We start from the raw sequence: 26,314 nt of genomic DNA on the forward strand, positions 1-26,314 counted from the left end.
CATCCAGCCCGGTCCGCACCTGCGGGTCGGGCACCCATTGGTATGCGCGGGCTGCCAAGAAGGGTGGCGAGCGCGCTGCGAAGCCGCTAGGCGCGGGCGCCATGCGTACCGCCACCCTTTTTCTCTCCGCCGCCCTTATGCTCGCCGCTGCGCCCGCGCAGGCTGAACTGCCCGAAGGCGCCCGCGCCATGATCGAAGCGGCAATGGCGACCGGCGACGAGGCCAAGGTCGCCACCGTGCTGGACCTTGCCCGCAGCACCTGGCCCGACGATGCGGCCGAGATCGATGTGCTTTCCGAGCAGTGGAATACCGCGCTTGCCGCGCGCAAGGCCGAGGAGGCCGAGGCCAAGACCAAGGCCATTCGCAGCGCAGGTCTGTTTGACCGGTGGCGGGGCGAGGGCGAACTTGGCGCCTTCCAGTCCAGCGGCAACACCGATTCCGTGGGCGTCGCTGCTTCGCTCAAGCTCGAGCGCAAAGGGATCGACTGGAACCATCTGATCCGCCTGCGGGCCGATTTCCAGCGCCAGAACGGTGCCACCAGCCGCGAGCAGTTCCTTGCCGCCTACGAGCCGCGCTGGCAGTTCGCCGAGAACGTCTTCGCCTATGGCCTCGCCCAGTATGAGCGCGACCGTATCCAGGGCTTTTCCGGGCGCTATTCGGTGTCGGGCGGCCTCGGCTACCGCGTCCTCAACACGGATGACGTGCAATTCTCGGTAAAGGCGGGCCCGGCCTACCGAGTGACCGAGTTCGTCGATGGCACCAGCGCCAGCCGGCTAGCCGGGCTCGTGGGGCTCGACTTCGACTGGCAGATCATCGACCGGCTCAAGCTGACGCAGGACGTCAACGCGCTGGCGGAAACCGGCGGTGAGGCCACCATCATCTTCGATAGCTCCAACACCTCGATCAACCTGGTCACCGGCCTCGATTTCCAGGTCAGCGACCGACTGCGCTCGCGCCTGTCCTACCAGATCGATTACGACAGCAATCCGCCGGCGGGGGCTGTCAGCACCGACACGCTGACCCGCGCAACGCTGATCTACGGGTTCTAGGCATGGCCGATCGTTTCTCCTTCACCATCGACGCCACCGACGGGGCCGCGCGGACCGGGCGCATTGCGATGCTGCGCGGCGATATTCGCACGCCCGCCTTCATGCCCGTCGGCACTGCAGCGACCGTGAAGGCCATGAAGCCGGAAACGGTGCGCAAGACCGGCGCCGACATCATCCTTGGCAACACCTACCACCTCATGCTGCGGCCCGGGGGGGAGCGCGTGGCAAGGCTGGGCGGGCTGCACCGCTTCATGAACTGGGATCGCCCGATCCTGACCGACAGCGGCGGCTATCAGGTGATGAGCCTGTCCGACCTCAGGAAGCTGACCGAAAAGGGCGTGGAATTCCGCAGCCATATCGATGGCTCGAAGCATATGCTGACGCCCGAGCGCAGCATGGAAATCCAGCGCCTGCTCGGCAGCGATATCGTCATGGCCTTCGACGAATGCCCACGCGCCGATCTCCCCCGCGACGAGATTGCCGCCAGCATGGAAATGTCGATGCGCTGGGCCAAACGCAGCCGTGAGGGGTTCGACGCGGGAGAGGCACACGCCGCGCGCTCGGCCCTGTTCGGGATCCAGCAGGGCGCGCTCGACGAGGAGCTGCGCAAGGTCAGCGCCGACAAGCTGACCGATATCGGTTTCGATGGCTATGCGATCGGCGGCCTTGCCGTGGGCGAGGGGCAGGAGGCGATGTTCGCCACGCTCGATTTCGCGCCCGGCCAGCTGCCGCAGGACCGGCCACGCTACCTGATGGGCGTGGGCAAGCCCGACGACCTTGTTGGCGCGGTGGAGCGCGGGGTCGACATGTTCGATTGCGTGCTGCCGAGCCGGTCGGGCCGCAACGGTCAGGCCTTTACCTGGAACGGTCCGATCAACCTGCGCAACGCGCGCTTTGCCGAGGACCAGGAGCCGATCGACAGCCGCTGCGCCTGCGACACCTGTTCGACCTACAGCCGCGCATATCTGCACCATCTGGTCAAATCGCAGGAAATGCTCGGCGCCATGCTGATGACCGAGCACAATATCGCCTTTTACCAGCAGCTCATGCAGGCGATGCGCGACGCCATTGCCGATGGCCGTTTCGCCGCCTTCGCCAGCGATTTCCGCAGGGATTACTTGCGTTAAACCTCCCCCGCGATAGTCTGCGGAGATGGAAAAGAATCCCCAGCCCCTCGTCGTACCTGCCAAATGGGGCCTGCCCTATGCGGAGGACGAGATGCAGCCGGTGGTGAAGCGCGAACAGACCTACATCGTCGCCTTTGCCGTCCTCACCATCATCGCCTGGCAGACCGAGATCGGCACGCTTGCTCTGATGCCCTTCACGCTGCTGTCGACCTGGTGGCACGAAATGGCGCACGGGCTTACCGCAGCCGCGCTGGGCTCGGAATTCGAGCGACTGGTAATCTTCGCCAACGGTTCCGGTTACGCCCAGAGCTCGGGCAATCTGTGGGCCATCGGGCAGGCCATCGTTTCCGCAGCCGGCCTTCTCGGCCCGACCATCGCGGGCTGCGCCATGATCATCGCCTCCCGCTCGAGGCGGGCGACACGCATTGCGCTTCTCGGGCTAGCAGCGGCGCTCGTCATCAGCACGCTGATCTGGGTGCGCTCGGTCGCGGGCTGGATCGTGCTGCCCGCCTTTGCCCTGGCTGCTTTCTATGTCGCCACGCGCGCCAGCGCGAAATGGCAGCGGATCTCGGTGGAGTTCCTCGGCGTGCAGGGTGCCGTCAGCGTCTACCAGGACCTTGGCTATCTCTTCAGCCCCGGGGGTATGATGGGCGGCCACATGGTTCTGTCCGACACCGGCCGCATCGCGGATGCGCTGTTCCTGCCCTACTGGTTCTGGGGCGGGGCCATCACCATCGCGATCGTCGCCATGGTCTGGAAATCGCTGCAGATCGCGAGCCGGATCTAAGGCTCACTTTCGCCCGAGGAAGGCGGGCAGCCGCTCGCGCTTTTCCCCGTGCATTGCCGGCGCGATGGAGGTCGCCATGCTGGCGATCTGGTCGCCCCATTTGGCGATCCCTTTCTCCCACGCACCATCCTTGATCGGGCCGCAGCACAGCACGCGCACGGGCTTGAACCCGCAGAAGCCGAGCACCTGGCGTTTCCAGCGTTTTACGAGCGCGTTGGAATACATCAGCCGCAGGAAGAAGGGCGGCGTGTCCATGGTGGCAATGACATCGGCCGAGCGGCCCACCATCAGCTTGTCCCAAAGCGAGCTGTCCTCGCGATAGGCGAAGGTGAAGCCGGGCAGGAACAAGCGGTCTAGGAGGCCCTTGAGTTCCGCCGGCTCGCTGCCCCACCACATCGGGAAGGCGATGACGAGGTGATCGCAGGCGTCGAGCATTTCAGCCAGGGCCAGCAGGTCCGGTTCCCATTCGGTGCGCTTTGCGTAGCCGTGCCGCAGGATCGGGGTGAAGGCCATATCGCGCAGCGCTACATGCTCGACATGGCAATCGGCCGGGATGGCCTGGCGGTAGAGGTCCAGGAGGTGCGACGAGAACCGTCCTTCGTCGGGGTGTCCGTCGAGCAGCAATACCTTCACGCGCGCCATCCTCTCATGCCCTCAATGGGCCGACAGTCCGGCAAACACGGCCATCGCGCAACGAAAAAGGGCGGCCCCCGCGAAGGGACCGCCCTTTTTCGATTTCGCTGCCTTAAGGCTTAGCGCGAGTAGAACTCGACCACGAGGTTCGGTTCCATGGTGACCGGGTAGGGCACTTCGTCAAGCTTCGGCACGCGGGTGAAGGTCACCTTGTCGTTGCCGTCGGGTGCGACGTAGTCGGGAATTTCGCGCTCGGGCAGGCTCTGCGCTTCGATGACCAGCGCCATTTCCTTGGCCTTGTTGCCGAGGCTGACGACGTCGCCGACCTTGACGCGGGCCGAAGCGATGTTGGTCTTCACGCCGTTCAGGTAGATGTGGCCGTGGCTCACGATCTGACGGGCGGCGAAGATGGTCGGAGCGAACTTGGCGCGGTACACGACCATGTCGAGGCGCTGTTCGAGCAGGCCGATCAGGTTCTGACCGGTGTCGCCCTTCATGGCCGACGCTTCCTTGTAGGTGCGCTTGAACTGCTTCTCGGTCACGTCGCCGTAGTAGCCCTTGAGCTTCTGCTTGGCGCGCAGCTGCAGGCCGAAGTCGCTCATCTTGCCCTTGCGGCGCTGGCCGTGCTGGCCCGGGCCGTAGGAACGCTTGTTGACCGGGGAGTTCGGGCGACCCCAGATGTTTTCACCCATCCGGCGGTCGAGTTTGTACTTGGCGCTCTTGCGCTTCGACATAAGTCTTTCCTTCAATTTGCTGGATCGCCCCAGCGGCGATCATCTAACCCGGCATCGCACCGCTGGACCTGTGTCCAGCGCGGCTTCCGCTTCACCGGGGTGCGGAGCCAATTCGCGAAGGCGCGCTCCTAGCAATTTTGTGCAGCGCGTCAAGCGAGAAGATAGGCGCTCGACAAGCGGCTTCAAGCGGGGCAGGGCGCGCGGTCATGAGTGACGATTTCAAGCAGCCCGAAGATTGCACCGACATGCGCGAGGTGCGCATCGGTGTCGATACGACCGATCGCGAGCTGATGGAGCTGCTCGATCGGCGCTTTGGCTACATGCGCGCTGCTGCCCGGATCAAGCCCGACCGCGGCGTGGTGCGCGATGAAGGGCGCAAGGCGGAGGTGATCGACAACGCCCGCGCCGACGCCGCAGCGCGCGGCCTGCCGGCCGACCGGATCGCGCAGATCTGGGACGAGCTGGTCGAAACTTCGATTGCCTACGAGCTGGCCGAGTGGGACCGGATCAGGACTTAGGTTCGCGTTGCAACGAGGACAGCACACCGCGCAAGGTGCGCACCTCTAGGTGATTCCAGCCCGGCTTGGTCAGCACGCCGCGCAGCGTCCGACGGGTGGCCTCGGCGCGCGATTCCGGGCGGAAGTAGCCCTTGGGCTCCAGCATGCCTTCCAGATGCCCGATCAGGCCCTCCAGGTCTTCCTGCGGCGCGGGCGGAAGCAGGTCCTCCTGCGTCGGCTGTACCAGCGTTTCGTGCTTCGACCATTCATAGGCGCACAGGATCACCGCCTGCGCGAGGTTGAGCGAGCCGAAGTCGGGGTTGATCGGCACCGTCAGGATCGCGCGGGCGAGGGCGACGTCCTCGGTTTCCAGCCCCGAGCGTTCCGGGCCGAACAGGATCGCGCTGCGCCCTGTGGCAGAGGCCATTTCGCGGCTCGCTTCCTCAGGTGTCACGACCGGCTTGGTCACGCCGCGCTTGCGCACCGTGGTCGCATAGACATGCGCGCAGTCCGCCACCGCATCTGCCGTGGTGGAGAAGACCTTCGCGCCTTCGAGCACGACATCAGCGCCCGAAGCGGCCGGACCTGCCGAGGGGTTGGGCCAGCCGTCGCGCGGTTCGACCAGGCGCATTTCGGTCAGCCCGAAATTGAGCATGGCGCGCGCGGCCTTGCCGATGTTCTCGCCCAGCTGGGGACGGACGAGAACGATGACCGGTTTGCGTGTGTCAGCCTCGCTCATTGGCGCCCGCTTCCTGGATGGTGCTGGCGAATTCCTCGAAATCGCGGGCTTCGCTGAAGTCGCGGTAGACGCTTGCGAAACGGATGTAGGCGACGCTGTCGAGGCCTTTCAGGCCGTCCATCACCATTTCGCCGATCCGCTGCGATGCGATTTCCGCCTCGCCCGCGGTTTCGACCTGGCGCTGGATGCCCGAGACGAGCTGGTCGATCCGTTCCTGCGGAACATCGCGCTTGCGGCAGGCGAGCGAAATCGACTGTTCGAGCTTGGCGCGGTCGAAAGGCTGGCGGCGATCGCCGGATTTCACCACGGTCACTTCGCGCAGCTGGACGCGTTCGAATGTCGTGAAACGCGCACCGCAGCTCGAACATTGCCGGCGACGGCGGATCGAGGTCGAATCCTCGGTCGGACGACTGTCCTTTACCTGGCTGTCGTCATGCGCACAGAAAGGGCAACGCATCTACGGTCGGAGGCGCTTGTAGAGCATGAAACCGGCACCGGCGACCAGGCCAACGGGCCAGGTTACGACCGGCAGCAGTCCGGCGGCAATCGCGCCGACTGCGGCTCCGGTAAGGACGGGCTTGGTCGACGGGTGTGCGAGGCCTTCCTTGGCCATGCCCTTCAGCTCGTCCCCGGCGTCCGAAACGAGATCGTGATCCTGGTGCTGTGGTTCCTTGTCGTCCATCGCTCGTCTCCTCAGCGGCCCGGATAGACGGGGAAGGCGGCGCACAGTTCGGCAACCTTGCCGCGCACCTGCTCTTCGACCTGGCCATCGCCTTCGGGCCCGTTGCGCGAGAGACCGTCTACCACGTCGCAGATCAGGCGGCCAATCTGACGGAACTCATCGGGTCCGAAACCGCGCGTCGTTCCCGCCGGCGTGCCGAGGCGGATGCCGCTGGTCACGAAGGGGCTGCGCGTGTCGTAGGGGATCCCGTTCTTGTTGCAGGTCAGCCAGGCGCGGTCGAGACCGGCTTCGGCCGCCTTGCCGGTAACGTCCTTGGCGGTGAGGTCGACCAGCATGGAGTGGTTGTCCGTGCCGCCCGAAACGACGCGAAGGCCGTTCGCCTCGATACCTTCGGCAAGGGCGCGGGCGTTTTCGACGATCCGCTTGGCGTAATCGGCAAAGTCGGGGCGCAGCGCTTCGCCAAAGGCAACCGCCTTGGCTGCGACGACATGCATCAGCGGGCCGCCCTGCATGCCGGGGAAGACCGCCATGTTGAGCGGCTTGGTCAGCTCTTCCTTGTTCCACAGGATTACGCCCGAGCGCGGGCCGCGCAGGCTCTTGTGGGTGGTGGTGGTGACCACATCGGCGTGGGGGAAGGGCGAGGGGTGCGCGCCGCCTGCAACGAGGCCCGAGATGTGGCTCATGTCCACCATCAGATAGGCGCCCACTTCATCGGCGATCTTGCGGAAGGCTTCCCAGTCCCAGACGCGCGAATAGGCGGTGCCGCCGGCGATGATCAGCTTGGGCTTGTGTTCCAGCGCGGTGGCGCGAACCTCGTCCATGTCGATCAGTTCGTTGTCCTTGCGCACACCGTAGCTGACCGGGTTGAACCACTTGCCGCTCATGTTGACCGGCGAACCATGAGTGAGGTGGCCGCCCGAATTGAGGTCGAGGCCCATGAAGGTGTCGCCCGGCTGCAGCAGCGCGAGGAACACAGCCTGGTTCATCTGGCTGCCCGAATTGGGCTGCACATTGGCAAATTCGCATCCGAACAACTGCTTGGCGCGCTCAATTGCCAGCGTTTCGACGACGTCTGCGTAGTCACAGCCGCCGTAGTAGCGCTTGCCCGGATAGCCTTCGGCGTACTTGTTGGTGAACACGCTGCCGGTGGCTTCGAGTACGGCGGACGAGGCGATGTTCTCGCTCGCGATCAGCTCGATCTTGTCCTGCTGGCGGGCCAGTTCCTTGCGGATGGCCTCGTGGATCTCCGGATCGGCTTCTGCCAGCGTGTCGTGCCAGAAACGGTCCATCGGGTCGCGGTCGGTCGGTTTGATCTGGGTAGCCATGGTGTCAGGTTTCCGGGTTGGAGAGCTTGTCGACGCGGCGCTGGTGGCGGCCGCCGGCGAATTCGGTTTCTAGGAAGGCGGTGAGGCACGCCTTGGCCATGTCGCTGCCGGTAAGGCGCGCGCCCATCGCAATGCAGTTGGCATCGTTGTGTTCGCGCGAGAGCGCAGCGGACAGCGGTTCGGAGACCAGCGCGCAGCGCACGGCGGGGTTGCGGTTCACGCTCATCGAGATGCCGATGCCCGAGCCGCACAGCGCAACGCCGCGTTCTGCCGTGCCATCGGCGACGACGCTTGCAAGCTTGTAGCCGAAGTCGGGATAGTCGACGCTGTCGGTGGTTTCCGGGCCAAGGTCGGCGACCTCGTGGCCCTGCTCGATCAACCAGTCGCGCAGCTCGGCCTTGAGGTCGATTGCAGCGTGGTCGGAGGCAATGGCGATACGCATGGGCCGCACATAGGGATTGAAGGCGATTCGCGCGACCCCAAGCTGCGGCTTATCCTGAGCCTTCCGTAAGCTGAGCGGTCGCCGCCGCTGTCAGCTTTCCAAAGGTTCGCTTTCGACCTGGTTGGAGAAGTACTCCAGCAGGCGTTCCTTGAGGCGCGCCTGTGCGCCGGGAAGAGCCGAGAGGACTTCTTCCATATAGGCCTGGTTCGCCTGCTTGAAGGCGGGCGTCGCCATGATCGCCGGGGTCAGTTCGACGAACTTCTGCCCGGCCGGTGTGCCGACGAAAGCGTTGATTTCCCGAAGTTCGGCGAGGTCGAAGAGCAGCGCGTAGCCTTCGGCCTGCGCTTCCATCAGGTTGGGAATGTGCGTGCTCAACACGCCCTTGGCTTCGCCGGCCCATTCGTCGAGCCAGTTATCGAGGATTTGCTGGGCCCCTTCGTCTTCCGGCAGCTGGCCCTTCATGCTTTCGCGCATTTGCAGCATGGTTTCGTCCATGGTGCCGAAGAAAAGCGCCTCCCGGCGATCGACCGGGTAGCCGCGCTCGACGATCTGCCGGGCAATGGCGCGCTTTTCCTGCGCGATCGCGTCCGCACCTGCATCCTGCGCGTAGGCCTGATGAGGGATAAGGTTAAGGGCTGCGACGGCCAGAACCGCCGCAACCATATGCGGGCGAAAAAGCGACCTCATGACGACCCCCCGGGTAAGGACTATTGATCGAGGAACGAGCGCATCTTGCGGCTGCGGCTCGGGTGCTTGAGCTTCCTAAGCGCCTTGGCCTCGATCTGACGGATACGTTCACGCGTCACCGAGAACTGCTGGCCGACTTCTTCCAGCGTGTGGTCGGTGTTCATGCCGATGCCGAAGCGCATGCGCAGCACGCGTTCTTCACGCGGCGTGAGCGAGGCAAGGACGCGGGTAACCGTTTCCTTGAGGTTCGCCTGGATCGCGGCGTCGACCGGGATGATCGCGTTCTTGTCCTCGATGAAATCGCCGAGGTGCGAATCTTCCTCGTCGCCGATCGGCGTTTCGAGGCTGATCGGTTCCTTGGCGATCTTCATCACCTTGCGCACCTTCTCGAGCGGCATGGAGAGTTTCTCCGCCATCTCTTCGGGCGTCGGCTCGCGGCCCTGATCGTGCAGGAACTGGCGCGAGCAGCGGACCAGCTTGTTGATCGTCTCGATCATGTGGACCGGGATACGGATCGTGCGCGCCTGGTCGGCGATCGAGCGAGTGATCGCCTGGCGAATCCACCAGGTGGCGTAGGTGCTGAACTTGTAGCCGCGGCGGTATTCGAACTTGTCGACCGCCTTCATGAGGCCGATGTTGCCTTCCTGGATCAGGTCGAGGAACTGCAGACCGCGGTTGGTGTATTTCTTCGCGATCGAAATCACGAGGCGCAGGTTCGCCTCGACCATTTCCTTCTTGGCGATACGCGCTTCGCGCTCGCCCTTCTGGACCATGTTCACGATGCGGCGGAATTCTTCCAACGCCATGCCGGTCTGGCTGGCGATGTCGGAAATCTCGGCGCGGATGCGTTCGACGGCGTCGGCTTCCTTCTCGGCGAAGGCAGCCCACTTCTTGTCCTTCTTGGCACGCTCGGTAAGCCAGCTGTCATCGAGCTCGTTGCCGATATAGGCGTTGAGGAAATCGATGCGCTTGACCTTGTGGCGTTCCGCAAGGCGCAGCATCTGGCCGCCAAGGGCGGTAAGGCGGCGGTTGAAGGCGTAGAGGTTGTCGACCAGGAATTCGATCTTGGTCGCGTGGAACTGGACGCTCTCCACCTCGGCGGTGAGCTGTTCCGACAGCGCTTCGTACTTCTTTTCCTTGGCAGGCGAGAACGCCTCGCCGCGGGCCATGACGTCGACGCGCTCCTTCTGGAGCTTCTCGAACTTGCCGAACAGGTCGGTGATGCGGGCGAAGCGTTCGATGGCGTCGGGCTTCAGCGCCGCTTCCATCTGGGCCAAGGACATGGTGTTGTCCTCTTCCTCTTCGTCGTCGCTCTTGGACGAACCTTCCTCGCCCTCTTCGCCGTCTTCCGATTCGTCCTCGTCTTCGTCGTCGTCGCGAATGGTCGGGCCGGCGGTCTCTTCCGAGATCTCGCCGTCGTCGTCATCGTCTTCGGCGTCGTCGTTCAGCTTGTCGGCCGGCGGTTCCTTCGACAGCATCGCATCGAGATCGAGGATCTCGCGCAGCTGCATTTCTTCCGCGTTCAGCGCTTCGGACCACTGGATGATGGCGTGGAAGGTGATCGGGCTCTGGCACAGGCCCATGATCATCATGTCGCGGCCGGCTTCGATACGCTTGGCAATCGCGATCTCGCCTTCGCGGCTGAGAAGCTCCACCGCGCCCATTTCGCGCAGGTACATGCGCACCGGGTCATCGGTGCGTTCGCCCGTGGCGGTCTTCTTCGCAGCCGGCTTGGCCGCGGCCTTGGTCTTCTTCTCGTCGGTCGAGATTTCATCGACTTCGGCGGCTTCCTCGGCGGCGGCTTCGGCTTCCTCGTCGCTTTCGACGATCTGCACGCCCATATCCGACAGGGCCGACTGGATGTCCTCGATCTGGTCCGAGCTCATCTCACCCTGCGGCAGCGCGTCGTTGAGCTCGTCATAGGTGACGTAGCCCTTGCGCTTTGCCTTGGTGATAAGCTTCTTAACCGACGCCTCGTTGAGGTCGATCAGGGGAGCGTCGCCATCGTCCTTGGTCTTCGACTTGGTGGCCATAGGGTCTTTCAGTCCAGTCTTTCCTTGCCCGCAGGTCGCGTATCCGCGGGGATCATGATTCCGAATCGCCGTCGTCTGCCGCCGCTTTCCGGCGCCCGAAACGCTTCAACCGCTCGTTAAGGGCCAGCAACCGCTCGCGCAATCGGGCCTGTTCGGCGATGGAGCCTTCCGGGTCGCGCTCGAAACGCGCTGTGGCTGCGGCAAGCGCAGCTTCAAGCGCCGGTCTTTCGACCAGCAGCGACACGGCCTCGGCCAGATCCTCGCGCGCATCACCCGGGTCGGTGCCTTCATCGAGGAAGGCGAATGGTGCTTTTTCCGGTGGGGCGGGAAGGCCTCGTTCAAGCGATATGGTCGATTGCGCGGACAAATCAAGCGTCTCCGCGGCTTCCAGCAGCGAATCGAGCGCCGGACCGACATTTTGGTCACGCTGGGCAAGTTCCGACAAAGCCTCTTCGTGCCGCAGGATCTGGTCGGGGAACTTGACGAGCCCGGCAATAACCGCCCGCGCCAGTGCGTCGCGCGAGCCGCCCTGAATGGCCCGCGTCAGACTGTCGCGCGCCTCGCTGGACAGGGTGGGGGTGGCCTGCTTGAACCCGCCCTTCTTCCAGTCTCCGCGGGGCTTGAATTCGCGGGGAGGGCGCGGCGGGAAAGCAAAGGCAGAGAAACGTTCGAGCAGCTCGCGTTTGTAGAGCGCACGGATGTCGGGATGCTGGATTGCATCGACGTGGTCCAAGAGGCGCGCCTTGAGCCCTGCCTTCTCCTCTGGCGAATTTAGCGGAGCGGCTGCTTTCTCGAACTCCCACAGCGTGTCGAGCAGGCTTGCAGGAGCGGACAGCATCTCTTCCATCGCGGCGACACCCTTTTCTCGAATGAGGTCGTCGGGGTCGAGGCCAGCGGGTAGGCGCACGATCGAGAGCGAATGGCCTGGGCGCAGCATGGGCAGGGCCCGCGAAATGGCGCGCATGGCGGCGCGCTGACCGGCGTTGTCACCATCGAAGCACAGGATAGGCCGTTCGACCTGTCGCCAGAGCAACTCGATCTGGTTTTCGGTCAGCGCTGTGCCGAGCGGGGCCACTGCTTCGCGAATGCCTGCATTGGCGAGCGCGATCGCGTCCATATAGCCTTCGACCACGATCATCCGCCCGCTCTGCCGCGCTGCCGGGGCGGCGCGGTGGAGATTGTAGAGCGTGCGGCCCTTGTCGAAGAGCGGCGTGTCGGGGCTGTTGAGGTACTTGGGCGCCTTGGGGTTGGCCTCGCTGTCGAGGATGCGCCCACCAAAGGCGATCACCCGGCCGCGCGTGTCGTGGATCGGCAGCATCAGGCGGCCGCGGAACCGGTCGTAGGGCTCCTTGTCCTCCACCGTGATGCGCATGCCCGCCTCGATCAGCATCGGTTCTTCAAATTTGCCGAGCGCGCGTTTGAGGGCCTGCCGGTCTTCAGGTGCGTAGCCGAAGCCGAATTCGCGAATGGTCGCCTCGGAAAAACCGCGTCGGCCGAGATAGCTGCGCGCCTGCGCGCCTTCCGCGCCGCGCAGGTTGCCTTCGAACCAGTCCTGCGCCGCGCCGGTAACATCGTGCAGGCTCGCGCGCTTTTCCGCCTGCTTGGCTGCGCGCGGATCGGGGGCAGGGACTTCCATGCCCGCTTCGGCGGCCAGCTCCTTTACCGCGTCCATGAAGGGCATGCCGCGCTGGTCGGTCAGCCAGCGGATCGCATCGCCATGCGCCTCGCAGCCGAAGCAGTGGTAGAAGCCCTTCTCGTCATTGACGTAGAAGCTCGGCGTCTTCTCGTTGTGGAAGGGGCAACAGGCCTTGAACTCACGCCCGGCCTTGGTCAGGCGCAAGGTGCGGCCGACAACGGCGGAAAGCGTCGTGCGCATCCGCAGTTCATCGAGCCATTGGGGTGAGAGCGCCATAAGGCTCCCAGTCTTACAGCGCGGCGGCGCGCGGGGCTAGCAGGCGGGGGGTGCCCGCCCACACATTTGCCGCGCCTAGCCTCAGGACAGTGCGGCCTTCACAAGGCCGCTGGCCCTGCTCATGTCGAGCGTGGCGCCGTGGCGGCTCTTTAGCTCGCCCATGACGCGGCCCATGTCCTTCATGCCCTCGGCGTTCAGGTCAGTCTTGATTGCCTCGATTGCCGCACGGGTTTCCTCCTCGCTCATCTGCTTGGGCAGGAATTCCTCGATCACGGCCAGCTCGGCCTTTTCCTTCTCGGCCAGCTCGGTCCGACCGCCGCTTTCGTACATCTCGATCGATTCGCGGCGCTGCTTTGCCATCTTGAGCAGCACGTCGGTGACGAGCTCGTCATCCTCCGGCTTCTTCTCGGACGTGCGCAGCTCGATGTCGCGGTCCTTGATCTTGGCCCCGATCAGGCGAAGCGCGGCGGTGCGCTCCTTGTCCTTGGCCTTCATGGCGGTGATGGTTTCCGACTGGATCTGTTCGCGAAGCATGGGAATCTCGATAGTTGATGCGGGGTTTCTCACGCCCATGTAGAACTGTGTGCCGATAAGCCAAGTGTTGCGCTTGACGGGACTCGTCGCGGTCCCTAGCGGGTGGGGCTTAGCAACATCGCTGGAAACCTGTTTACCCGGAGCGCCCATGGCCCTGTCCGCATCTTCGCACGCGCAACCCAAAGGCGCGACCGGAGTCCTCGTTCTTGGAGATGGCACGGTCATCTGGGGCAAGGGCTTTGGCGCCACCGGCAGCGCGGTTGGTGAAGTCTGCTTCAACACCGCCATGACCGGCTACCAGGAGGTGATGACCGATCCCTCCTACGACAGCCAGATCGTCACCTTCACCTTCCCGCATATCGGCAATGTCGGCGCGAACGAGGAAGACCACGAAAGCCGCGGCCTCGGCGCAATTGGCTGCGTGACCCGGCAGGAAGTGACCCCGCAGTCGAACTTCCGCGCGCAGAACGAATTCGTCGACTGGATGCGCGAACACGGCAAGATCGGCCTTTCGGGCGTCGACACCCGCGCGCTGACCCGCCGCATCCGTCTGTCGGGCCCGCCGAATGCGGTGATTGCCTACAACCCGCAGGGCAAATTCGACCTGAAGGCGCTAAAGGAACAGGCGGCCAGCTGGAGCGGGCTGGAAGGGCTCGACCTCGTCCCCGGCGTGACGCGTGAAGGTCAGGAAGACTGGACCGGCGGCCACTGGCAACTCGGCTTCGGCTACACCGAGGGCACCACTGACAAGCCCCATGTCGTCGCCATCGATTACGGTGCGAAGGACAATATCTTCCGCAACCTCGTGAAGGCCGGCGCGAAGGTCACCGTGGTGCCCGCGCGCACCTCGTTCGACGAGGTCATGGCCCTGAAGCCGGATGGCGTGTTCCTCTCGAACGGTCCGGGCGATCCGGCGGCGACGGGCGAATATGCGGTGCCGGTGATCAAGGCGCTGCTCGATGCCGACGTGCCGCTGTTCGGCATCTGCCTCGGCCACCAGATGCTCGGCCTCGCAGCTGGTGCGAAGACCGCCAAGATGTTCCAGGGCCACCGCGGCGCCAACCACCCGGTCCAGCGCGTCGGGAGCGAGTGGGGCGACAGCGAAGGCCTCGTCGAGATCACCAGCATGAACCACGGCTTCGCGGTCGATGTCGACACGCTGCCGCCCGAGGTGGAGCAGACCCACGTCTCGCTCTTCGACGGCACCAATTGCGGCATCTCGATCAAGGGCAAAAAGGCGTTCGGCGTGCAGTATCACCCCGAGGCAAGCCCCGGCCCGCAGGACAGCTTCTACCTGTTCGAGAAATTCGTGGGGATGTTGGGGTGAGGCTCCTAGGCCCAATTTTTATCAGTTCGATGTTGTGGGGGTGCCATCCGATTGGCGATAGCCATGACAGACCTGCCACCAAGGAAGAGACGATTTCTTCTCTCGCGGCTTGCGAAGTGCAGGGAGCTTCGCTCGAGCGAAAGTCGATTCACGGAGAAGATTCTTGGGTCGTTTCGATGGGCGTTCAGCCTCAGGAAAAGTGGGACTGCATGTCCAAAGAACAAGAGAAAGCCCGCGTGATTGTCACCTCGTGGGGCACAATCGAGGAACTTAGTTGAATGCCCAAACGCACTGACATCTCCTCGATCCTCGTCATTGGCGCCGGTCCGATCATCATCGGCCAGGCCTGCGAGTTCGACTATTCCGGCACACAGGCGATCAAGGCGCTGAAGGAGGAGGGCTACCGGGTCATCCTGGTGAACTCCAACCCCGCCACGATCATGACCGATCCGGAAATGGCTGACGCCACCTATGTCGAGCCGATCACGCCCGAGATCGTCGCCAAAATCATCGAGAAGGAACGCCCCGACGCGGTGCTGCCGACAATGGGCGGGCAGACGGCGCTCAACTGCGCTCTCGACCTGGCGAACCAGGGCGTGCTCGAGAAGTTCGGCGTGACCATGATCGGTGCCAATGCCGATGCCATCGACAAGGCCGAGAACCGCCAGCGCTTTCGTGAGGCGATGGACAAGATCGGCCTCGAAAGCGCGCGCAGCGGTGTGGCGAACACGGTCGACGAAGCCTTCGCCGTGCTCGAACGCACCGGCCTTCCCGCCATCATCCGCCCCAGCTTCACGCTCGGCGGAACGGGCGGCGGCATCGCCTACAACAAGGCCGAGTTCGACCGCATTGTGCGCGAAGGCCTCGACGCCTCGCCCACCACCGAAGTCCTGATCGAGGAATCGCTCCTCGGATGGAAGGAATTCGAGATGGAGGTGGTGCGTGACCGCAAGGACAATTGCATCATCATCTGCTCGATCGAGAACGTCGATCCGATGGGCGTGCACACCGGCGATTCCATCACCATCGCCCCGGCGCTGACGCTGACCGACAAGGAATACCAGATCATGCGCACCGCCTCGATCGAGGTGCTGCGCGAGATCGGCGTCGAAACCGGCGGGTCGAACGTCCAGTTCGCGGTGAACCCCAAGGATGGCCGCCTGATCGTGATCGAGATGAACCCGCGCGTCTCGCGCTCCTCGGCGCTGGCGTCCAAGGCCACCGGCTTCCCCATCGCGCGTGTCGCTGCAAAGCTTGCCGTGGGATACACGCTCGACGAGATCCAGAACGAGATCACCGGCGCGACGCCGGCTTCGTTCGAGCCGACCATCGACTATGTCGTTACGAAGATCCCGCGCTTCGCCTTCGAGAAGTTCAAGGGATCGAAGAATGAGCTGTCGACCGCGATGAAGTCGGTTGGCGAGGTCATGGCGATCGGCCGCTGCTTCCAGGAAAGCATGCAGAAGGCCCTGCGCGGGCTCGAAACCGGGCTCGACGGGTTCAACCGCATTACCGAGTTCGAAGGCGTCAGCCGCGAGGTCATCACCGCCTCGCTCTCGCAGCGCACGCCGGACCGCATCCTCAAGATCGCGCAGGCCTTCCGCGAGGATTTCACGGTTGAGGAAGTTGCCAAGATCACCGGCTTCGACCCATGGTTCCTGCGCCAGATCGAAGCGATCATCTACGAAGAGAAGATGATCGCGCACAACGGCCTGCCGGGCGATGCCGCGGAAATGCGCCGCCTCAAGGCCATGGGCTTTTCCGACAAGCGCCTCGCCACGCTGGCGGTGCGTTCGGTGGGTGTCGCTGGCGGGCTGGGCGAGACCCAGGCCAAGCGTTCGGGACTGCTCCACGATGCGCTGCGCGCCATGGCCGGTGCGACCAGCGAGCAGGAAGTGCGCGACCTGCGCCGCAAGCTTGGCGTCTTCCCGGTCTACAAGCGCATCGACAGCTGCGCCGCCGAGTTCGAGGCGATCACGCCCTACATGTACTCGACCTACGAGGCGCCGAGCTTCGGCGAGCCTGAAGACGAGGCGATGCCGTCCGATCGCAAGAAGATCGTTATCCTTGGCGGCGGTCCGAACCGGATCGGGCAGGGCATCGAGTTCGACTATTGCTGCGTCCACGCCTGTTTCGCACTGGCCGAAGCCGGGTTCGAGACCATCATGGTCAACTGCAACCCCGAAACCGTCTCGACCGATTACGACACCTCCGACCGCCTCTATTTCGAGCCGCTGACCGAGGAAGACGTGCTCGAAATCATGCGCGTCGAAATGTCGAAGGGCGAAGTGGTCGGCACCATCGTGCAGTTCGGCGGGCAGACCCCGCTGAAGCTGGCCGCGGCGCTGGAGCGCGAAGGCATCCCGATCCTCGGCACCAGCCCCGATGCGATCGACCTTGCCGAAGACCGCGAACGCTTTGCCAAGCTGGTCAACAAGCTGAAACTGAAGCAGCCTCTGAACGGCATCGCCAAGAGCCGTGACGAGGCCGCCGCCGTGGCCGCACGGATCGGCTATCCGGTGCTGTTGCGCCCCAGCTACGTCCTCGGTGGGCGGGCAATGGAAATCGTCGACAGTGAGGCCCAGCTCGACGACTACATCAACACCGCCGTCAACGTGTCGGGCGACAGCCCCGTGCTGGTCGACCAGTACCTGCGCGACGCGATCGAATGCGACGTCGATGTCGTCTCCGACGGCTTTGAAGTCCGCATTGCGGGCGTCATGCAGCACATCGAGGAAGCCGGCGTGCACTCGGGCGACAGCGCCTGCACCCTGCCGCCTTACAGCCTGCCCGCCGATATCGTGGAAGAAATGTCCCGCCAGGCGACCGAGCTGGCCAAGGCGCTGCAGGTGCGCGGCCTCATGAACGTGCAGTTCGCGGTGAAGGATGGCGAGGTCTACCTCATCGAAGTCAACCCGCGCGCCAGCCGCACCGTGCCTTTCGTCGCCAAGGCGATCGGACAGCCCATCGCCAAGGTCGCCGCGCGCGTCATGGCGGGCGAGGGGCTGCACACCTTCGAGCCCTTCGATTTGAACCCCGACCACATGGCGGTGAAGGAAGCGGTCTTCCCCTTCGCCCGTTTCCCGGGCGCCGACCCGGTGCTCTCGCCGGAAATGAAATCGACCGGCGAGGTCATGGGCATCGACCGCAGCTTTGCGCCCGCTTTCCTCAAATCGCAGCTGGGTGCGGGCATGAAGCCGCCGCAGTCGGGAACGCTGTTCGTATCGGTCAAGGATACGGACAAGCCGCTGATCGTGCCGGCGGTGAAAACGCTGCTCGACAAGGGCTTTCGCGTAATCGCCACGGGCGGCACGCAGACCTACCTGTCAGGGCAGGGTCTGGAGGTCGAGCCCGTGAACAAGGTGGCCGAAGGGCGCCCGCATATCGTCGATGCGATCATCGATGGCGAGGTGCAGCTGATCTTCAACACGACCGAAGGCTGGCAGTCGCTGCTCGACAGCAAATCGATCCGCGAGGCGGCTCTGGAGAAGAAGCTTCCGTACTACACTACGGCGGCGGCTTCGCTGGCTGTGGCGCAGGCGATTGCAGAGGTTTCGCCCGATCAGCTTGAAGTGCGTTCGTTGCAAGACTATTATAGCTGACGAATAGACGACGCTTTTCCCCCGACATTCGGCCAAACCCGGCTCCGCAATACAGCGGACAGGCTCCGAATTGTCCCGGGAAACGGCTGATTTAGAAGGACAAAAGGGGTCCTATGGATAAAGTGCCGATGCTGGCCGAGGGCTATGAGAAGCTCACGGCGGAACTGAAAGCTTTGCGTTCCGAACGTCCTCTGATCGTTGACGCGATCGAGGAAGCGCGCGCGCACGGCGACCTGTCGGAGAACGCCGAGTACCACGCGGCCAAGGAGCGTCAGGGCCAGGTCGAAGCGATGATTGGCGATCTGGAAGGCAAGATCAGCCGCGCCCAGATCATCGATCCGACGACGCTTTCGGGTGACAAGGTCATCTTCGGCGCCACGGTCACGCTGCTCGACGAAGACGACAAGCCGGTGAAGTACCAGATTGTCGGCGAGACGGAGGCCGATGCTGCCAAGGGCCGCATCAGCTACAGCTCACCGATCGGCCGCGCGCTGATCGGCAAGCAGCTCGAGGAAGAGGTCGAAGTGACCGTGCCCTCGGGCGACAAGTTCTACCTGATCGACAAGATCGAGTTCATTTAAGCCGCTTTTCCATCGCCCAGTTGTGGATCGGGATCTCCCGGTCCGCATGGGGGATGGTGAACTCGCGCTTGTGGGTGGCGACATAGCCGGCTCGCTCGAAGGCGGGTCGGGCAAGGTCGCTCGCCTCGGTGTAAAGCCGCTCGAGCCCCAGGGAGATGGCGTGTGCTTCGGCGGCGGCCAGCAGCTGGGTTGCAAGACCCCGGCGCGTATGATCGGGGTGGTTGTAAAGGTGGTCGAGGTGCCCATCGGGCTCCAGCAGCGCATAGGCGACAGGTCGATCTTCGCCGTCAGCCGCTACGAAGATGATATGCCCTTCGGCAGCGCGCTCGCGGTAGCGTTCAGGCCCCGGATGACGGGCACCCCACGCCGCCACCTGCTCGGGCGAGTAGGCGTGGGGTCCTATTTCGTGGATGGCGGCGGCGATGACATCTGCCAGCGCCTTCGCGTCATCATCGCGATAAGGCCTGATCGAATAGGCCACTGCGTGCCGCTTAGGCGCCCGGATCGAGCAGCTTGTGCAGGTGGACGATGACGTACTTCATCTCGGCATCGTCAACCGTACGCTGGGCGTTCGAACGCCATGCATCGACAGCGGAGTCGTAACTGCTGAAGACGCCGGCAACGTGAATGCTTTCTGGATCGGCAAAGGTCACGGCGCGCGGATCGGTCACGCGGCCACCCATGACGAGGTAGAGCGCCTGTTTGCTCTCGGTTTCTTCCATGTTTCTGACTTTCTCGATGGGGAGGGAGGAATGCGTGCGCCACATAGCGCAAGCGGCGCGACAGGCAACCCTGTCGCGCCGCTACGGCATCCTCTCGCATAGCTATTCCGCCAGGCGCTATTAGCTATTTGTCCAGTCGTTGGCGCAGGGCGCGAACCGTGCGGCTGCCCTTGCGGGTGGCCCGGCGGCCCGAGCTGCGCAGCGCATCGCTTGCAACATCGACCTTGTAGGCGGCATCGCGGCGCAGACCGCGGGCGGTGGTCGCGGCGCTGTCGCCGAAGTCTTCGAGGCGGTCTCCGGCGGCCTGCGCACCGTCCATCATGCCGTCGATCGCGCGCGCACCGAATGCGAAGATCGCATCGCTGGCGAGGGCGGCCAGCACGCTGCTGCGGCGCCCGACGGTGCGGCCAACACGGCGGCCCGGGCGGGTCATCGCGCCGATGGCGAGGCCGACCACGACCACGCCGCCGACCACGGTGAGCGGGTGCTTCTTGGTGAATTCGAGCGCGCTGTCTGCGGCTTCCTTCGCCTGGTCGGCAAAGGTGCGTTCGGCGTTGCGCTGCTCACCGGCTTCGATGCGGGCGCGAAGCTGTTCACGCTTCTGTTCGTCTGTCAGACGGCTGTCAGCGCTGATCGGGGTTACGTTGCTTTCTGCGGTGTCGGACATGGGGGTCTCCGAATAGGTGTGTCTGTTAAATCAATGCGCTGGGGGAGCTTAGCGTTCCGGCTGCTCGTCTGGTTCTTCGCGCTTTTCGTCCCCGGCAAGGCCGAGCACTTCAAGGATCGGGTTGCGGGCGAACCAGACGATGATGGCGGCAACCAGAGCGGCGAGAGCGCCCTTGTTGTCCTCCGCCGCATCGACGGCTTCGTCATAGAGATCGCCAGCGCCTTCACGGACCCGGTCAAAGGCGCGCTCGGCAACGCCCTTGTGCGCGAAATCGGCCTTGAGGTGTTCGACATCGGCCTCGACCAGCGCGCGCGCCGAATCGCGCAGGTACCGATCTTCGAGCATGCGAATGCGGCGATCCGTCACTGTGCGTCCTCCTCGTCAAACGCGTCACGGATGTCGTCGAGACGGCTCTTCAGAGCGCGCAGCATCAGGACGCCGGCCACGATGAGGCTGAGGGTGACAATGGCCGTAGCCACCCAGGGGCCGACAATGGGCACGAGAGCGATGACGAGGCCGACCGTTGCCGCAATCAACGCAAGGTGAAGGACACCGAACGCTCCGAGCCCGAAGGCGATGGCGCCCTTGAGCCGGTTGCCGATATATCCGGCGCGGCTTTTCTGGAAGCGCATTTCGGCTTCGGCATAGGTCTTGCCGTCTTCGAGCAGCGCAACGAGGCTGTCGGTCAGCGAGAAAGGCTGGCCGCCATCCTCCTGAGGATCAGGGGGTTCGTGTTCGTCAGGCAGGTCGAGCGGACCGTCGAATTCTTCGGCCCGCTCGGTGTCATCGTCCCGCATTCATACCCCCAGCAGTGGCTCTTAACGCGAGCCGCGGAATAGACGCGAAAGCATGAAGCCGACAACCGCTGCGATGCCGAGCGCCTTGCCCGGGCTCTTGCGGACGAATTCGCGGCCGTCTTCGACGAGGTCGTCGACGGTTTTTTCATCGAGCTTGGCGGCGTATTCGTCGAGCGACTGTGAAGCAGTACGCGCGTAATCGCCGTATTTCGCGCCGAGGCGTTCGTCGACCTGATAGGCGTTTTCGTTCACGAGCTTGCTCAGCGAACGCAGGCCTTCACCGGCCTTGACCTTGCCTTCAACGGCAAGCTCGCGGCCCTTGGTCTTGGCTTCTTCGCCATAGGCCTTCGCATCGGCGACCCAGTCGTCGCCCTTGCCCTTGGCCTGGTCGCGATAGGCTGCGGCGCGTTCCTGGCCTTCTGCCTTGAGCGCGGCAGCGCCAGCCTTGGCTTCTTCCAAGGCGGCGTTGAAGCGCGACTTGGCTTCCGAGCGGTTGTCGGTGGTGTCGGGGGTGGGTGCGGTGTTCGTCACGGGAACGGTCTCCTTTGCAGCGCCGCTCTTGGCCACGGTTTTCTTCGGGGCCTTGGCGGTCGCTTTCTTCGCGGTGGCTTTCTTGGCGGGAGTTTTCTTGGTGGCCGGGCTCTTGCGGGGTTTCTTCGCTTCGCCTGCGGGGGTTTCTGCCATCGTACTCGTCCTTGCCCTTAATGCCTGTTCTTTAGGCGATTGTGCCATTTATGTTGCAACGCAACTTGCGCGCCATTGTTCCGGCGAATAGAGCGCTGCCCACACCCTACCTGGGGGTGTTTTAGCATATTACAACACCTTTCGCCGGAGCGCCAGTACCCATGACCGCGATCATCGACATCCACGCCCGTGAAATTCTCGACTCCCGCGGCAACCCCACGGTTGAGGTCGACGTCCTGCTCGACGACGGCAGCTTCGGCCGCGCCGCCGTACCCAGCGGCGCCTCGACCGGCGCGCACGAAGCGGTGGAGCTGCGCGATGGCGACAAGGATCGTTATCTCGGCAAGGGCGTCATCAAGGCGGTCGAAGCGGTGAACACCGAAATTCGCGACATGCTCGTCGGGGCCTTCGATGCCGAAGACCAGCGCGACATCGACCTTGGCATGATCGCTCTCGACGGTACGCCCAACAAGGGCCGCATCGGTGCCAACGCCATTCTCGGCACCAGCATGGCAGTGGCCAAGGCAGCAGCGAACGCGCGGGGCCTGCCGCTTTACAGCTACATCGGCGGCGTTTCGGCCCATGTCCTCCCGGTCCCGATGATGAACATCATCAACGGCGGCGAGCACGCCGACAACCCGATCGACATCCAGGAATTCATGGTCATGCCGGTTGGCGCCGACAGCCTGGCCGAAGCGGTGCGCTGGGGCGCGGAGATCTTCCATACGCTGAAGAAGAAGCTTCACGAAAAGGGTCTCGCCACAGCGGTTGGCGATGAAGGCGGCTTCGCCCCTGACCTTGCCAGCACGCGCGACGCGCTCGACTTCATCATGGCCTCGATCGAGCAGGCCGGCTTCAAGCCGGGCACCGACGTTGCACTGGCGCTGGACTGCGCCTCGACCGAGTTCTTCAAGGACGGCAAGTACGAGATCTCGGGCGAGAAGCTCTCGCTCGATGGCCATGAGATGGCCGAGTATCTCGACAAGCTATGCCGTGACTATCCGATCCGCTCGATCGAAGATGGCATGGCCGAAGACGATTTCGAAGGCTGGAAGGCACTCACCGACCGCATCGGCAACAGTGTCCAGCTTGTCGGCGACGACCTCTTCGTCACCAACCCGCAGCGCCTTCGCGAAGGGATCGACCAGGGCCTGGCCAACTCGCTGCTGGTGAAGGTCAACCAGATCGGCACCCTGTCGGAAACGCTCGACGCGGTGAGCATTGCCAACCGCGCCGGCTACACCGCCGTCATGTCGCACCGTTCGGGTGAGACCGAAGACGCAACGATCGCCGACCTCGCGGTCGCCACGAACTGCGGCCAGATCAAGACCGGCAGCCTTGCCCGCAGCGACCGGCTCGCAAAGTACAACCAGCTTATCCGTATCGAGGAAGAGCTGGGCGACAGCGCGCATTACGCGGGCCAGGCCTGCTTCGGCCGGATCGGTAGCTGATAGTCAGCCTTCCGCCCGGTTCTTCGGGTGGAACCAGTATTGCCACACGCCCCAGCCGTTGATGAGCAGCAGCACGCCGTTCATCGCGGCGAGCGGCATGGCGTCCTCTGTATAGCCGATCCAGATCCACAGCGCCGACACGACGCAGAACAGGACGAAGCCCCAGGCCGTCGCGCGGCGGCCCATGTCGAAGGCGATCAGCGAGGCGGCGATGACCGTCCCGATCGAGGCGGCCCATTCCCAAGGTCCGTTCATGGCATTGCTCCCAGCATGATTGTCACGACGCGCCGCGCACGCTAGCGTTCCGAAATTGCTCTTTGTGGGAGAGGGGCTTGGGACAGTTTCCGGCGCATCCGGATGAAGTAACCGCAGCGTGGCTGGGCGATGTGCTCGGCGCGGCGGTGGCATCCGTTCGGTGGGAACCCATCGGCACAGGCCAGGTGGGTGACAGTGTTCGCTTTCATCTGACGGGCGAGGGTGTGCCTGAAACACTTGCGGGCAAATTTCCGGCAGCCGACGAGACCAGCCGCGGAACCGCTGCGATGATGGGTCTCTACCGCAAGGAAGTGGAATTCTACCGCAAGGCCGCCCCGCTGCTCGATGTCCGCGCGCCGCATGTCCATTTCGCCGATGTGGACGACACGGGCACGCGTTTCATTCTGCTGTTCGAAGATGTCGGCCCGGCCCGTCAGGGGGACCAGATCGCGGGCTGCGGTATCGAGGATGCGCGCGCCGGGATCCGGCAGGCCGCCGCGATCCACGCGCCGAGCTGGGGCAAGAGCGAAATGCTCGAGGCCGAATGGCTCGCGCCGCCTCCCGGTTTGCGGGAACAGCTGGGCGCTATGTACGCCCAGGCGCACGAGGTTTTCCGCGAACGCTACGCCGACACTCTCGAGCCGGAATACATGGAAGTCTGCAACCAGCTGGCCGAGTTGAGCAAGGCGTCCTTTACCCGCGAAGATCCGCCCAAATGCGTCGTCCATGGGGACTTCCGCCTCGACAACATGCTGTTCGACATCAAGGGCGGGGCGGAAGCCATTGCCGTGCTCGACTGGCAAACCGTGACCACGGGCAATCCCATGACCGATGTCGGCTATTTCCTCGGCTGCGGTATCGGCAAGGCCTTGTGGGAAACGCACGAGATGGAGCTGCTCGACCTGTGGCGCGCCGAAATGCAGGCGCGCGGGGTCAAGCTCTCCCATGAAGAGGTCGAACACGATTACCGGCTCGGCATCCTGCATGGGGTATCGACCGCCGTGTTCAGCGCTGCCTTCGTCGAGCGGACGACGCGCGGCGATGCCAACTTCCTGTCCATGGCGCGCGGATCGTGTTCGCTGGCGCTCCACCGTGATAGTATCGCTGCGTTGAAAGAGGTGTTGTAATGGTGCTCAGCCGCGGAGACGACTACCCGATCCACCAGACGCCGGAGCCGGTGGCCTACGCCGGTACCGATCGGAATTTCTACGACCGCTACTTCTTCAACGGCTACGCGCCCGATGGCAGCGGCTTTTTCGCCGTGGCGCTGGGCATCTATCCGCATCTTGATGTGATCGATGCGCATTTCAACGTGATCCGCGACGGGGTTCAGCACTGCGTCCACGCCAGCGCCGAGCTGGGCATGGAGCGCATGGCGATGGCCACGGGTCCGATCTCGGTCGAGATCATCGAACCGCTCAACATTTTGCGCATCCGGCTTGAACCGTTCGAGGGGATGGCTGCCGACATCACATTCACCGGCCGCGCGTTTCCCATCGAGGAACCGCGTTTCACCCACCGGATCGGTCCGCGCGCATTCATGGACTACACCCGCCTTACCCAAAACGGGCGCTACGAAGGCTGGATCGAGGTCGATGGCGACAAGCGCGACCTGGCCGAAGGAACCATGGGCACGCGCGACCGTAGCTGGGGCGTGCGACCCGTAGGTGCGCGCGACATGCAGCCCATGCCGGGCAGCCCCATGCCGGCCTTTTTCTGGCAATGGACGCCGATCAATTTTGCCGCCGGCAGCCTGTTCTTCCACGTGAACAACGACGAACACGGCAATGCGTGGAACACACGCGCTGCCTGGGCCGGCGAGGGCGCCTCACCCGCCGAGATTTTCGAAGGCCACGGCAGCATGCGTACGCGGCTCGATGCGGGCACGCGCTGGCCGATGGGGGGCACGCTGTCGCTCGCGCTTCGCGGTGCGCCGGAGCAGATTACCTTCGAGCCGCTCGGACGCTTCCAGATGCGCGGGCTTGGCTACACCCATCCCGAATGGGGCCACGGCCTGTACCATGGCGCCCTCAAGGTGGAGCGCGAGGATATCGACCTGGCCGAACTCGATCCCCTCGCACCGGAGAACCTGCATGTGCAGATCCCTATGCGGGTTACGGCGGGGGACGGGACCGAAGGCATCGGCGTGTTCGAGCAGCTTATCATCGGGCCGTTCGCGCCGCTCGGCCTAAAGGAGTTCCTCGACGGCGCTGCCTAGCGCGCGAGCAGCAGCGTAACCACGCCACCGAATATGAGCATGCCGCCGGCGATCTTCAGCCGGTCGGCCTTCTCGCGCAGGAAGAAGATCGCAATCAGCAGCGCGAAGAGGATCGAACTTTCGCGCAAGGGCGCAAGGCGGGGCAGATCGCCGACCGAGAACGCCAGCATGGCGAGGCCGTAACTCACCACGCCCATGGCGCCCGCCAGCACGCAGCTGCGCCAGTTGATCCTGGCGTAGGCGACGAAGGCTCGGCCTCGCCATGCGCCGAAAGCACCGCCAATGACCACGCCCAGCACGAAGAACGCCCAGGCGATGTAGGACATGGGGGTCGGTGCCGCCCGGACACCGCCGGCGTCCAGCACGGTGTAACAGGCGACCGAAAACCCGGTGAGGATCGAATAGCCCAGCGCCGCCGGGGTGAGGTTGCGCCCGATCGCGCTGAGGAAAATGCCGGTTGTGACAAGGCCCATGCCGGCCGCCACGGGCACGGTGATCGCATCGCCGAGGATGAACACGCCGCCCATCGCCGCGAAGACTGGCGCCGTGCCGCGCATGACCGGGTAGCTCGCGCTCATATCTGCCACTTCAAAGGCGCGTACGAGCGAGAGGAAATAGACGGCGTGGACGATCAGCGAGCCAATCAGCCAGCCCCACGCCCCATGCGGCGGCGGGAAGAAGAAGATGGCCGGCAAGACCACGAGCCCGCCGCTCAGATCGATCAGCGCGCGGCTTGCGAGCTTGTCTTCGCCCGATTTGAGAACCGCGTTGACGACGGCGTGGATCGCCCCGGAGGCGATCATCATCAGCGCGGCGATCTCGATCATGG

General features: G+C 64.1%; 29 protein-coding genes. 10 read left to right on the top strand and 19 right to left on the bottom strand.

All coding sequences use genetic code 11. The features are described from left to right. Window positions 1-101 precede the first annotated feature (101 nt). The 3 genes from KUV82_RS07620 to KUV82_RS07630 are packed head-to-tail and all read left to right on the top strand — an operon-like array spanning window position 102 to window position 2,963. On the top strand, window positions 102-1,049 hold the full coding sequence (locus KUV82_RS07620) for a DUF481 domain-containing protein (RefSeq protein ID WP_219953708.1): 948 nt from the start codon (window positions 102-104) through the stop codon (window positions 1,047-1,049). Window positions 1,050-1,051: 2 nt separating this feature from the next. Further along, window positions 1,052-2,176, top strand: a complete 1,125-nt coding sequence (tgt, locus tag KUV82_RS07625) for a tRNA guanosine(34) transglycosylase Tgt (RefSeq protein ID WP_219953709.1) — start codon at window positions 1,052-1,054, stop codon at window positions 2,174-2,176. Between the two features lie 25 nt (window positions 2,177-2,201). Then, window positions 2,202-2,963 (top strand): M50 family metallopeptidase, encoded by a 762-nt coding sequence (locus tag KUV82_RS07630; RefSeq protein WP_258319679.1) that lies wholly within the window; start codon window positions 2,202-2,204, stop codon window positions 2,961-2,963. 3 nt (window positions 2,964-2,966) lie between these two features. Here KUV82_RS07630 and KUV82_RS07635 read toward each other — a convergent pair whose 3' ends face one another. Continuing rightward, window positions 2,967-3,605: an NAD(P)H-dependent oxidoreductase gene (locus tag KUV82_RS07635; RefSeq protein ID WP_258319680.1), complete on the bottom strand. Its 639-nt coding sequence runs from the start codon at window positions 3,603-3,605 to the stop codon at window positions 2,967-2,969. 110 nt (window positions 3,606-3,715) lie between these two features. Continuing rightward, window positions 3,716-4,330 (bottom strand): 30S ribosomal protein S4, encoded by a 615-nt coding sequence (gene rpsD / locus KUV82_RS07640; RefSeq protein WP_219953710.1) that lies wholly within the window; start codon window positions 4,328-4,330, stop codon window positions 3,716-3,718. 206 nt (window positions 4,331-4,536) lie between these two features. Here rpsD and KUV82_RS07645 point away from each other — a divergent pair, with 206 nt between their 5' ends. Further along, complete coding sequence (locus tag KUV82_RS07645) at window positions 4,537-4,848, top strand: chorismate mutase (RefSeq protein WP_219953711.1); 312 nt, start codon at window positions 4,537-4,539, stop codon at window positions 4,846-4,848. On the opposite strand, the gene KUV82_RS07650 is transcribed toward KUV82_RS07645, so the two are convergent. From KUV82_RS07650 to KUV82_RS07690, 9 genes are all read right to left on the bottom strand, one after another. Continuing rightward, window positions 4,838-5,566: an RNA methyltransferase gene (locus tag KUV82_RS07650; protein ID WP_219953712.1), complete on the bottom strand. Its 729-nt coding sequence runs from the start codon at window positions 5,564-5,566 to the stop codon at window positions 4,838-4,840. The two genes, KUV82_RS07645 and KUV82_RS07650, sit on opposite strands and share 11 nt — an antisense overlap. Further along, the gene (gene nrdR, locus KUV82_RS07655) at window positions 5,553-6,023 is read right to left on the bottom strand and encodes a transcriptional regulator NrdR (RefSeq protein WP_219953713.1); all 471 of its coding nucleotides are present in this window, start codon (window positions 6,021-6,023) and stop codon (window positions 5,553-5,555) included. Before nrdR ends, KUV82_RS07650 begins: the two co-directional genes overlap by 14 nt. Beyond that, window positions 6,024-6,248 carry a hypothetical protein gene (locus tag KUV82_RS07660; RefSeq protein WP_219953714.1) on the bottom strand — a complete coding sequence of 75 codons (225 nt, stop codon included), beginning with the start codon at window positions 6,246-6,248 and terminating at the stop codon, window positions 6,024-6,026. A gap of 11 nt (window positions 6,249-6,259) precedes the next feature. After that, window positions 6,260-7,573, bottom strand: coding sequence for a serine hydroxymethyltransferase (gene glyA / locus KUV82_RS07665; protein WP_219953715.1), 1,314 nt, complete (start codon window positions 7,571-7,573; stop codon window positions 6,260-6,262). 4 nt (window positions 7,574-7,577) lie between these two features. Then, window positions 7,578-8,015 (bottom strand): ribose 5-phosphate isomerase B, encoded by a 438-nt coding sequence (gene rpiB, locus KUV82_RS07670; protein ID WP_219953716.1) that lies wholly within the window; start codon window positions 8,013-8,015, stop codon window positions 7,578-7,580. A gap of 90 nt (window positions 8,016-8,105) precedes the next feature. Continuing rightward, window positions 8,106-8,702 (bottom strand): DUF2059 domain-containing protein, encoded by a 597-nt coding sequence (locus KUV82_RS07675; protein WP_219953717.1) that lies wholly within the window; start codon window positions 8,700-8,702, stop codon window positions 8,106-8,108. A 20-nt stretch (window positions 8,703-8,722) separates the two neighbouring features. Beyond that, a complete protein-coding gene (rpoD, locus tag KUV82_RS07680; protein WP_219953718.1) occupies window positions 8,723-10,735 on the bottom strand; it encodes an RNA polymerase sigma factor RpoD in 2,013 nt (670 codons plus the stop codon). Between the two features lie 52 nt (window positions 10,736-10,787). After that, window positions 10,788-12,647 (bottom strand): DNA primase, encoded by a 1,860-nt coding sequence (gene dnaG, locus KUV82_RS07685; protein WP_219953719.1) that lies wholly within the window; start codon window positions 12,645-12,647, stop codon window positions 10,788-10,790. Between the two features lie 81 nt (window positions 12,648-12,728). Then, window positions 12,729-13,181 (bottom strand): GatB/YqeY domain-containing protein, encoded by a 453-nt coding sequence (locus KUV82_RS07690; RefSeq protein WP_219953720.1) that lies wholly within the window; start codon window positions 13,179-13,181, stop codon window positions 12,729-12,731. Between the two features lie 148 nt (window positions 13,182-13,329). Here KUV82_RS07690 and carA point away from each other — a divergent pair, with 148 nt between their 5' ends. From carA to greA, 3 genes are all read left to right on the top strand, one after another. Continuing rightward, a complete protein-coding gene (gene carA / locus KUV82_RS07695) occupies window positions 13,330-14,508 on the top strand; it encodes a glutamine-hydrolyzing carbamoyl-phosphate synthase small subunit (protein WP_219953721.1) in 1,179 nt (392 codons plus the stop codon). Window positions 14,509-14,786: 278 nt separating this feature from the next. Further along, window positions 14,787-18,110 (top strand): carbamoyl-phosphate synthase large subunit, encoded by a 3,324-nt coding sequence (gene carB, locus KUV82_RS07700; RefSeq protein ID WP_219953722.1) that lies wholly within the window; start codon window positions 14,787-14,789, stop codon window positions 18,108-18,110. Between the two features lie 113 nt (window positions 18,111-18,223). Further along, window positions 18,224-18,691, top strand: coding sequence for a transcription elongation factor GreA (gene greA / locus KUV82_RS07705; RefSeq protein WP_219953723.1), 468 nt, complete (start codon window positions 18,224-18,226; stop codon window positions 18,689-18,691). On the opposite strand, the gene KUV82_RS07710 is transcribed toward greA, so the two are convergent. From KUV82_RS07710 to KUV82_RS07735, 6 genes are all read right to left on the bottom strand, one after another. Beyond that, on the bottom strand, window positions 18,684-19,172 hold the full coding sequence (locus KUV82_RS07710) for a GNAT family N-acetyltransferase (protein ID WP_219953724.1): 489 nt from the start codon (window positions 19,170-19,172) through the stop codon (window positions 18,684-18,686). The genes greA and KUV82_RS07710 overlap by 8 nt on opposite strands. A 10-nt stretch (window positions 19,173-19,182) precedes the next feature. Further along, window positions 19,183-19,413, bottom strand: coding sequence for a DUF4170 domain-containing protein (locus KUV82_RS07715; protein ID WP_219953725.1), 231 nt, complete (start codon window positions 19,411-19,413; stop codon window positions 19,183-19,185). A gap of 124 nt (window positions 19,414-19,537) precedes the next feature. Continuing rightward, the gene (locus tag KUV82_RS07720) at window positions 19,538-20,080 is read right to left on the bottom strand and encodes a hypothetical protein (protein ID WP_219953726.1); all 543 of its coding nucleotides are present in this window, start codon (window positions 20,078-20,080) and stop codon (window positions 19,538-19,540) included. A gap of 48 nt (window positions 20,081-20,128) precedes the next feature. Beyond that, window positions 20,129-20,446, bottom strand: coding sequence for a hypothetical protein (locus KUV82_RS07725; RefSeq protein WP_219953727.1), 318 nt, complete (start codon window positions 20,444-20,446; stop codon window positions 20,129-20,131). Continuing rightward, a complete protein-coding gene (locus tag KUV82_RS07730) occupies window positions 20,443-20,877 on the bottom strand; it encodes a phage holin family protein (RefSeq protein WP_219953728.1) in 435 nt (144 codons plus the stop codon). Before KUV82_RS07730 ends, KUV82_RS07725 begins: the two co-directional genes overlap by 4 nt. 21 nt (window positions 20,878-20,898) lie before the next feature. Next, window positions 20,899-21,561 carry a hypothetical protein gene (locus KUV82_RS07735; RefSeq protein WP_258319681.1) on the bottom strand — a complete coding sequence of 221 codons (663 nt, stop codon included), beginning with the start codon at window positions 21,559-21,561 and terminating at the stop codon, window positions 20,899-20,901. Between the two features lie 161 nt (window positions 21,562-21,722). On the opposite strand from KUV82_RS07735, the gene eno reads away from it, so the two are divergent. Beyond that, entirely contained in the window at window positions 21,723-23,012 is a 1,290-nt protein-coding gene (gene eno / locus KUV82_RS07740) for a phosphopyruvate hydratase (protein ID WP_219953730.1), read from the top strand. A gap of 3 nt (window positions 23,013-23,015) precedes the next feature. On the opposite strand, the gene KUV82_RS07745 is transcribed toward eno, so the two are convergent. Beyond that, entirely contained in the window at window positions 23,016-23,267 is a 252-nt protein-coding gene (locus KUV82_RS07745; protein WP_219953731.1) for a hypothetical protein, read from the bottom strand. 77 nt (window positions 23,268-23,344) lie between these two features. Here KUV82_RS07745 and KUV82_RS07750 point away from each other — a divergent pair, with 77 nt between their 5' ends. Continuing rightward, a complete protein-coding gene (locus KUV82_RS07750; RefSeq protein ID WP_219953732.1) occupies window positions 23,345-24,394 on the top strand; it encodes a phosphotransferase in 1,050 nt (349 codons plus the stop codon). After that, window positions 24,394-25,485: a hypothetical protein gene (locus tag KUV82_RS07755; RefSeq protein ID WP_219953733.1), complete on the top strand. Its 1,092-nt coding sequence runs from the start codon at window positions 24,394-24,396 to the stop codon at window positions 25,483-25,485. Before KUV82_RS07750 ends, KUV82_RS07755 begins: the two co-directional genes overlap by 1 nt. Here KUV82_RS07755 and KUV82_RS07760 read toward each other — a convergent pair. Further along, a complete protein-coding gene (locus KUV82_RS07760; RefSeq protein WP_219953734.1) occupies window positions 25,482-26,312 on the bottom strand; it encodes a DMT family transporter in 831 nt (276 codons plus the stop codon). The genes KUV82_RS07755 and KUV82_RS07760 overlap by 4 nt on opposite strands. Window positions 26,313-26,314 lie beyond the last annotated feature (2 nt).

It is taken from the genome of Qipengyuania flava (assembly GCF_019448255.1).
Taxonomy (GTDB): domain Bacteria; phylum Pseudomonadota; class Alphaproteobacteria; order Sphingomonadales; family Sphingomonadaceae; genus Qipengyuania; species Qipengyuania flava_A.

What these genes read in the sequence shown, in the direction of transcription:
- KUV82_RS07690 (WP_219953720.1), bottom strand. Translation starts at nt 13,181, where the DNA reads ATGCTTCGCGAACAGATCCAGTCGGAAACCATCACCGCCATGAAGGCC.
- KUV82_RS07620 (WP_219953708.1), top strand. Translation starts at nt 102, where the DNA reads ATGCGTACCGCCACCCTTTTTCTCTCCGCCGCCCTTATGCTCGCCGCT.
- KUV82_RS07660 (WP_219953714.1), bottom strand. Translation starts at nt 6,248, where the DNA reads ATGGACGACAAGGAACCACAGCACCAGGATCACGATCTCGTTTCGGAC.
- KUV82_RS07635 (WP_258319680.1), bottom strand. Translation starts at nt 3,605, where the DNA reads ATGGCGCGCGTGAAGGTATTGCTGCTCGACGGACACCCCGACGAAGGA.
- KUV82_RS07630 (WP_258319679.1), top strand. Translation starts at nt 2,202, where the DNA reads ATGGAAAAGAATCCCCAGCCCCTCGTCGTACCTGCCAAATGGGGCCTG.
- KUV82_RS07645 (WP_219953711.1), top strand. Translation starts at nt 4,537, where the DNA reads ATGAGTGACGATTTCAAGCAGCCCGAAGATTGCACCGACATGCGCGAG.
- KUV82_RS07720 (WP_219953726.1), bottom strand. Translation starts at nt 20,080, where the DNA reads ATGTCCGACACCGCAGAAAGCAACGTAACCCCGATCAGCGCTGACAGC.
- KUV82_RS07735 (WP_258319681.1), bottom strand. Translation starts at nt 21,561, where the DNA reads ATGGCAGAAACCCCCGCAGGCGAAGCGAAGAAACCCCGCAAGAGCCCG.
- KUV82_RS07730 (WP_219953728.1), bottom strand. Translation starts at nt 20,877, where the DNA reads ATGCGGGACGATGACACCGAGCGGGCCGAAGAATTCGACGGTCCGCTC.
- carB (WP_219953722.1), top strand. Translation starts at nt 14,787, where the DNA reads ATGCCCAAACGCACTGACATCTCCTCGATCCTCGTCATTGGCGCCGGT.
- greA (WP_219953723.1), top strand. Translation starts at nt 18,224, where the DNA reads ATGGATAAAGTGCCGATGCTGGCCGAGGGCTATGAGAAGCTCACGGCG.
- rpiB (WP_219953716.1), bottom strand. Translation starts at nt 8,015, where the DNA reads ATGCGTATCGCCATTGCCTCCGACCACGCTGCAATCGACCTCAAGGCC.
- KUV82_RS07715 (WP_219953725.1), bottom strand. Translation starts at nt 19,413, where the DNA reads ATGGAAGAAACCGAGAGCAAACAGGCGCTCTACCTCGTCATGGGTGGC.
- KUV82_RS07755 (WP_219953733.1), top strand. Translation starts at nt 24,394, where the DNA reads ATGGTGCTCAGCCGCGGAGACGACTACCCGATCCACCAGACGCCGGAG.
- KUV82_RS07675 (WP_219953717.1), bottom strand. Translation starts at nt 8,702, where the DNA reads ATGAGGTCGCTTTTTCGCCCGCATATGGTTGCGGCGGTTCTGGCCGTC.
- dnaG (WP_219953719.1), bottom strand. Translation starts at nt 12,647, where the DNA reads ATGGCGCTCTCACCCCAATGGCTCGATGAACTGCGGATGCGCACGACG.
- nrdR (WP_219953713.1), bottom strand. Translation starts at nt 6,023, where the DNA reads ATGCGTTGCCCTTTCTGTGCGCATGACGACAGCCAGGTAAAGGACAGT.
- rpsD (WP_219953710.1), bottom strand. Translation starts at nt 4,330, where the DNA reads ATGTCGAAGCGCAAGAGCGCCAAGTACAAACTCGACCGCCGGATGGGT.
- eno (WP_219953730.1), top strand. Translation starts at nt 21,723, where the DNA reads ATGACCGCGATCATCGACATCCACGCCCGTGAAATTCTCGACTCCCGC.
- tgt (WP_219953709.1), top strand. Translation starts at nt 1,052, where the DNA reads ATGGCCGATCGTTTCTCCTTCACCATCGACGCCACCGACGGGGCCGCG.
- KUV82_RS07650 (WP_219953712.1), bottom strand. Translation starts at nt 5,566, where the DNA reads ATGAGCGAGGCTGACACACGCAAACCGGTCATCGTTCTCGTCCGTCCC.
- KUV82_RS07745 (WP_219953731.1), bottom strand. Translation starts at nt 23,267, where the DNA reads ATGAACGGACCTTGGGAATGGGCCGCCTCGATCGGGACGGTCATCGCC.
- rpoD (WP_219953718.1), bottom strand. Translation starts at nt 10,735, where the DNA reads ATGGCCACCAAGTCGAAGACCAAGGACGATGGCGACGCTCCCCTGATC.
- carA (WP_219953721.1), top strand. Translation starts at nt 13,330, where the DNA reads ATGGCCCTGTCCGCATCTTCGCACGCGCAACCCAAAGGCGCGACCGGA.
- glyA (WP_219953715.1), bottom strand. Translation starts at nt 7,573, where the DNA reads ATGGCTACCCAGATCAAACCGACCGACCGCGACCCGATGGACCGTTTC.
- KUV82_RS07760 (WP_219953734.1), bottom strand. Translation starts at nt 26,312, where the DNA reads ATGATCGAGATCGCCGCGCTGATGATGATCGCCTCCGGGGCGATCCAC.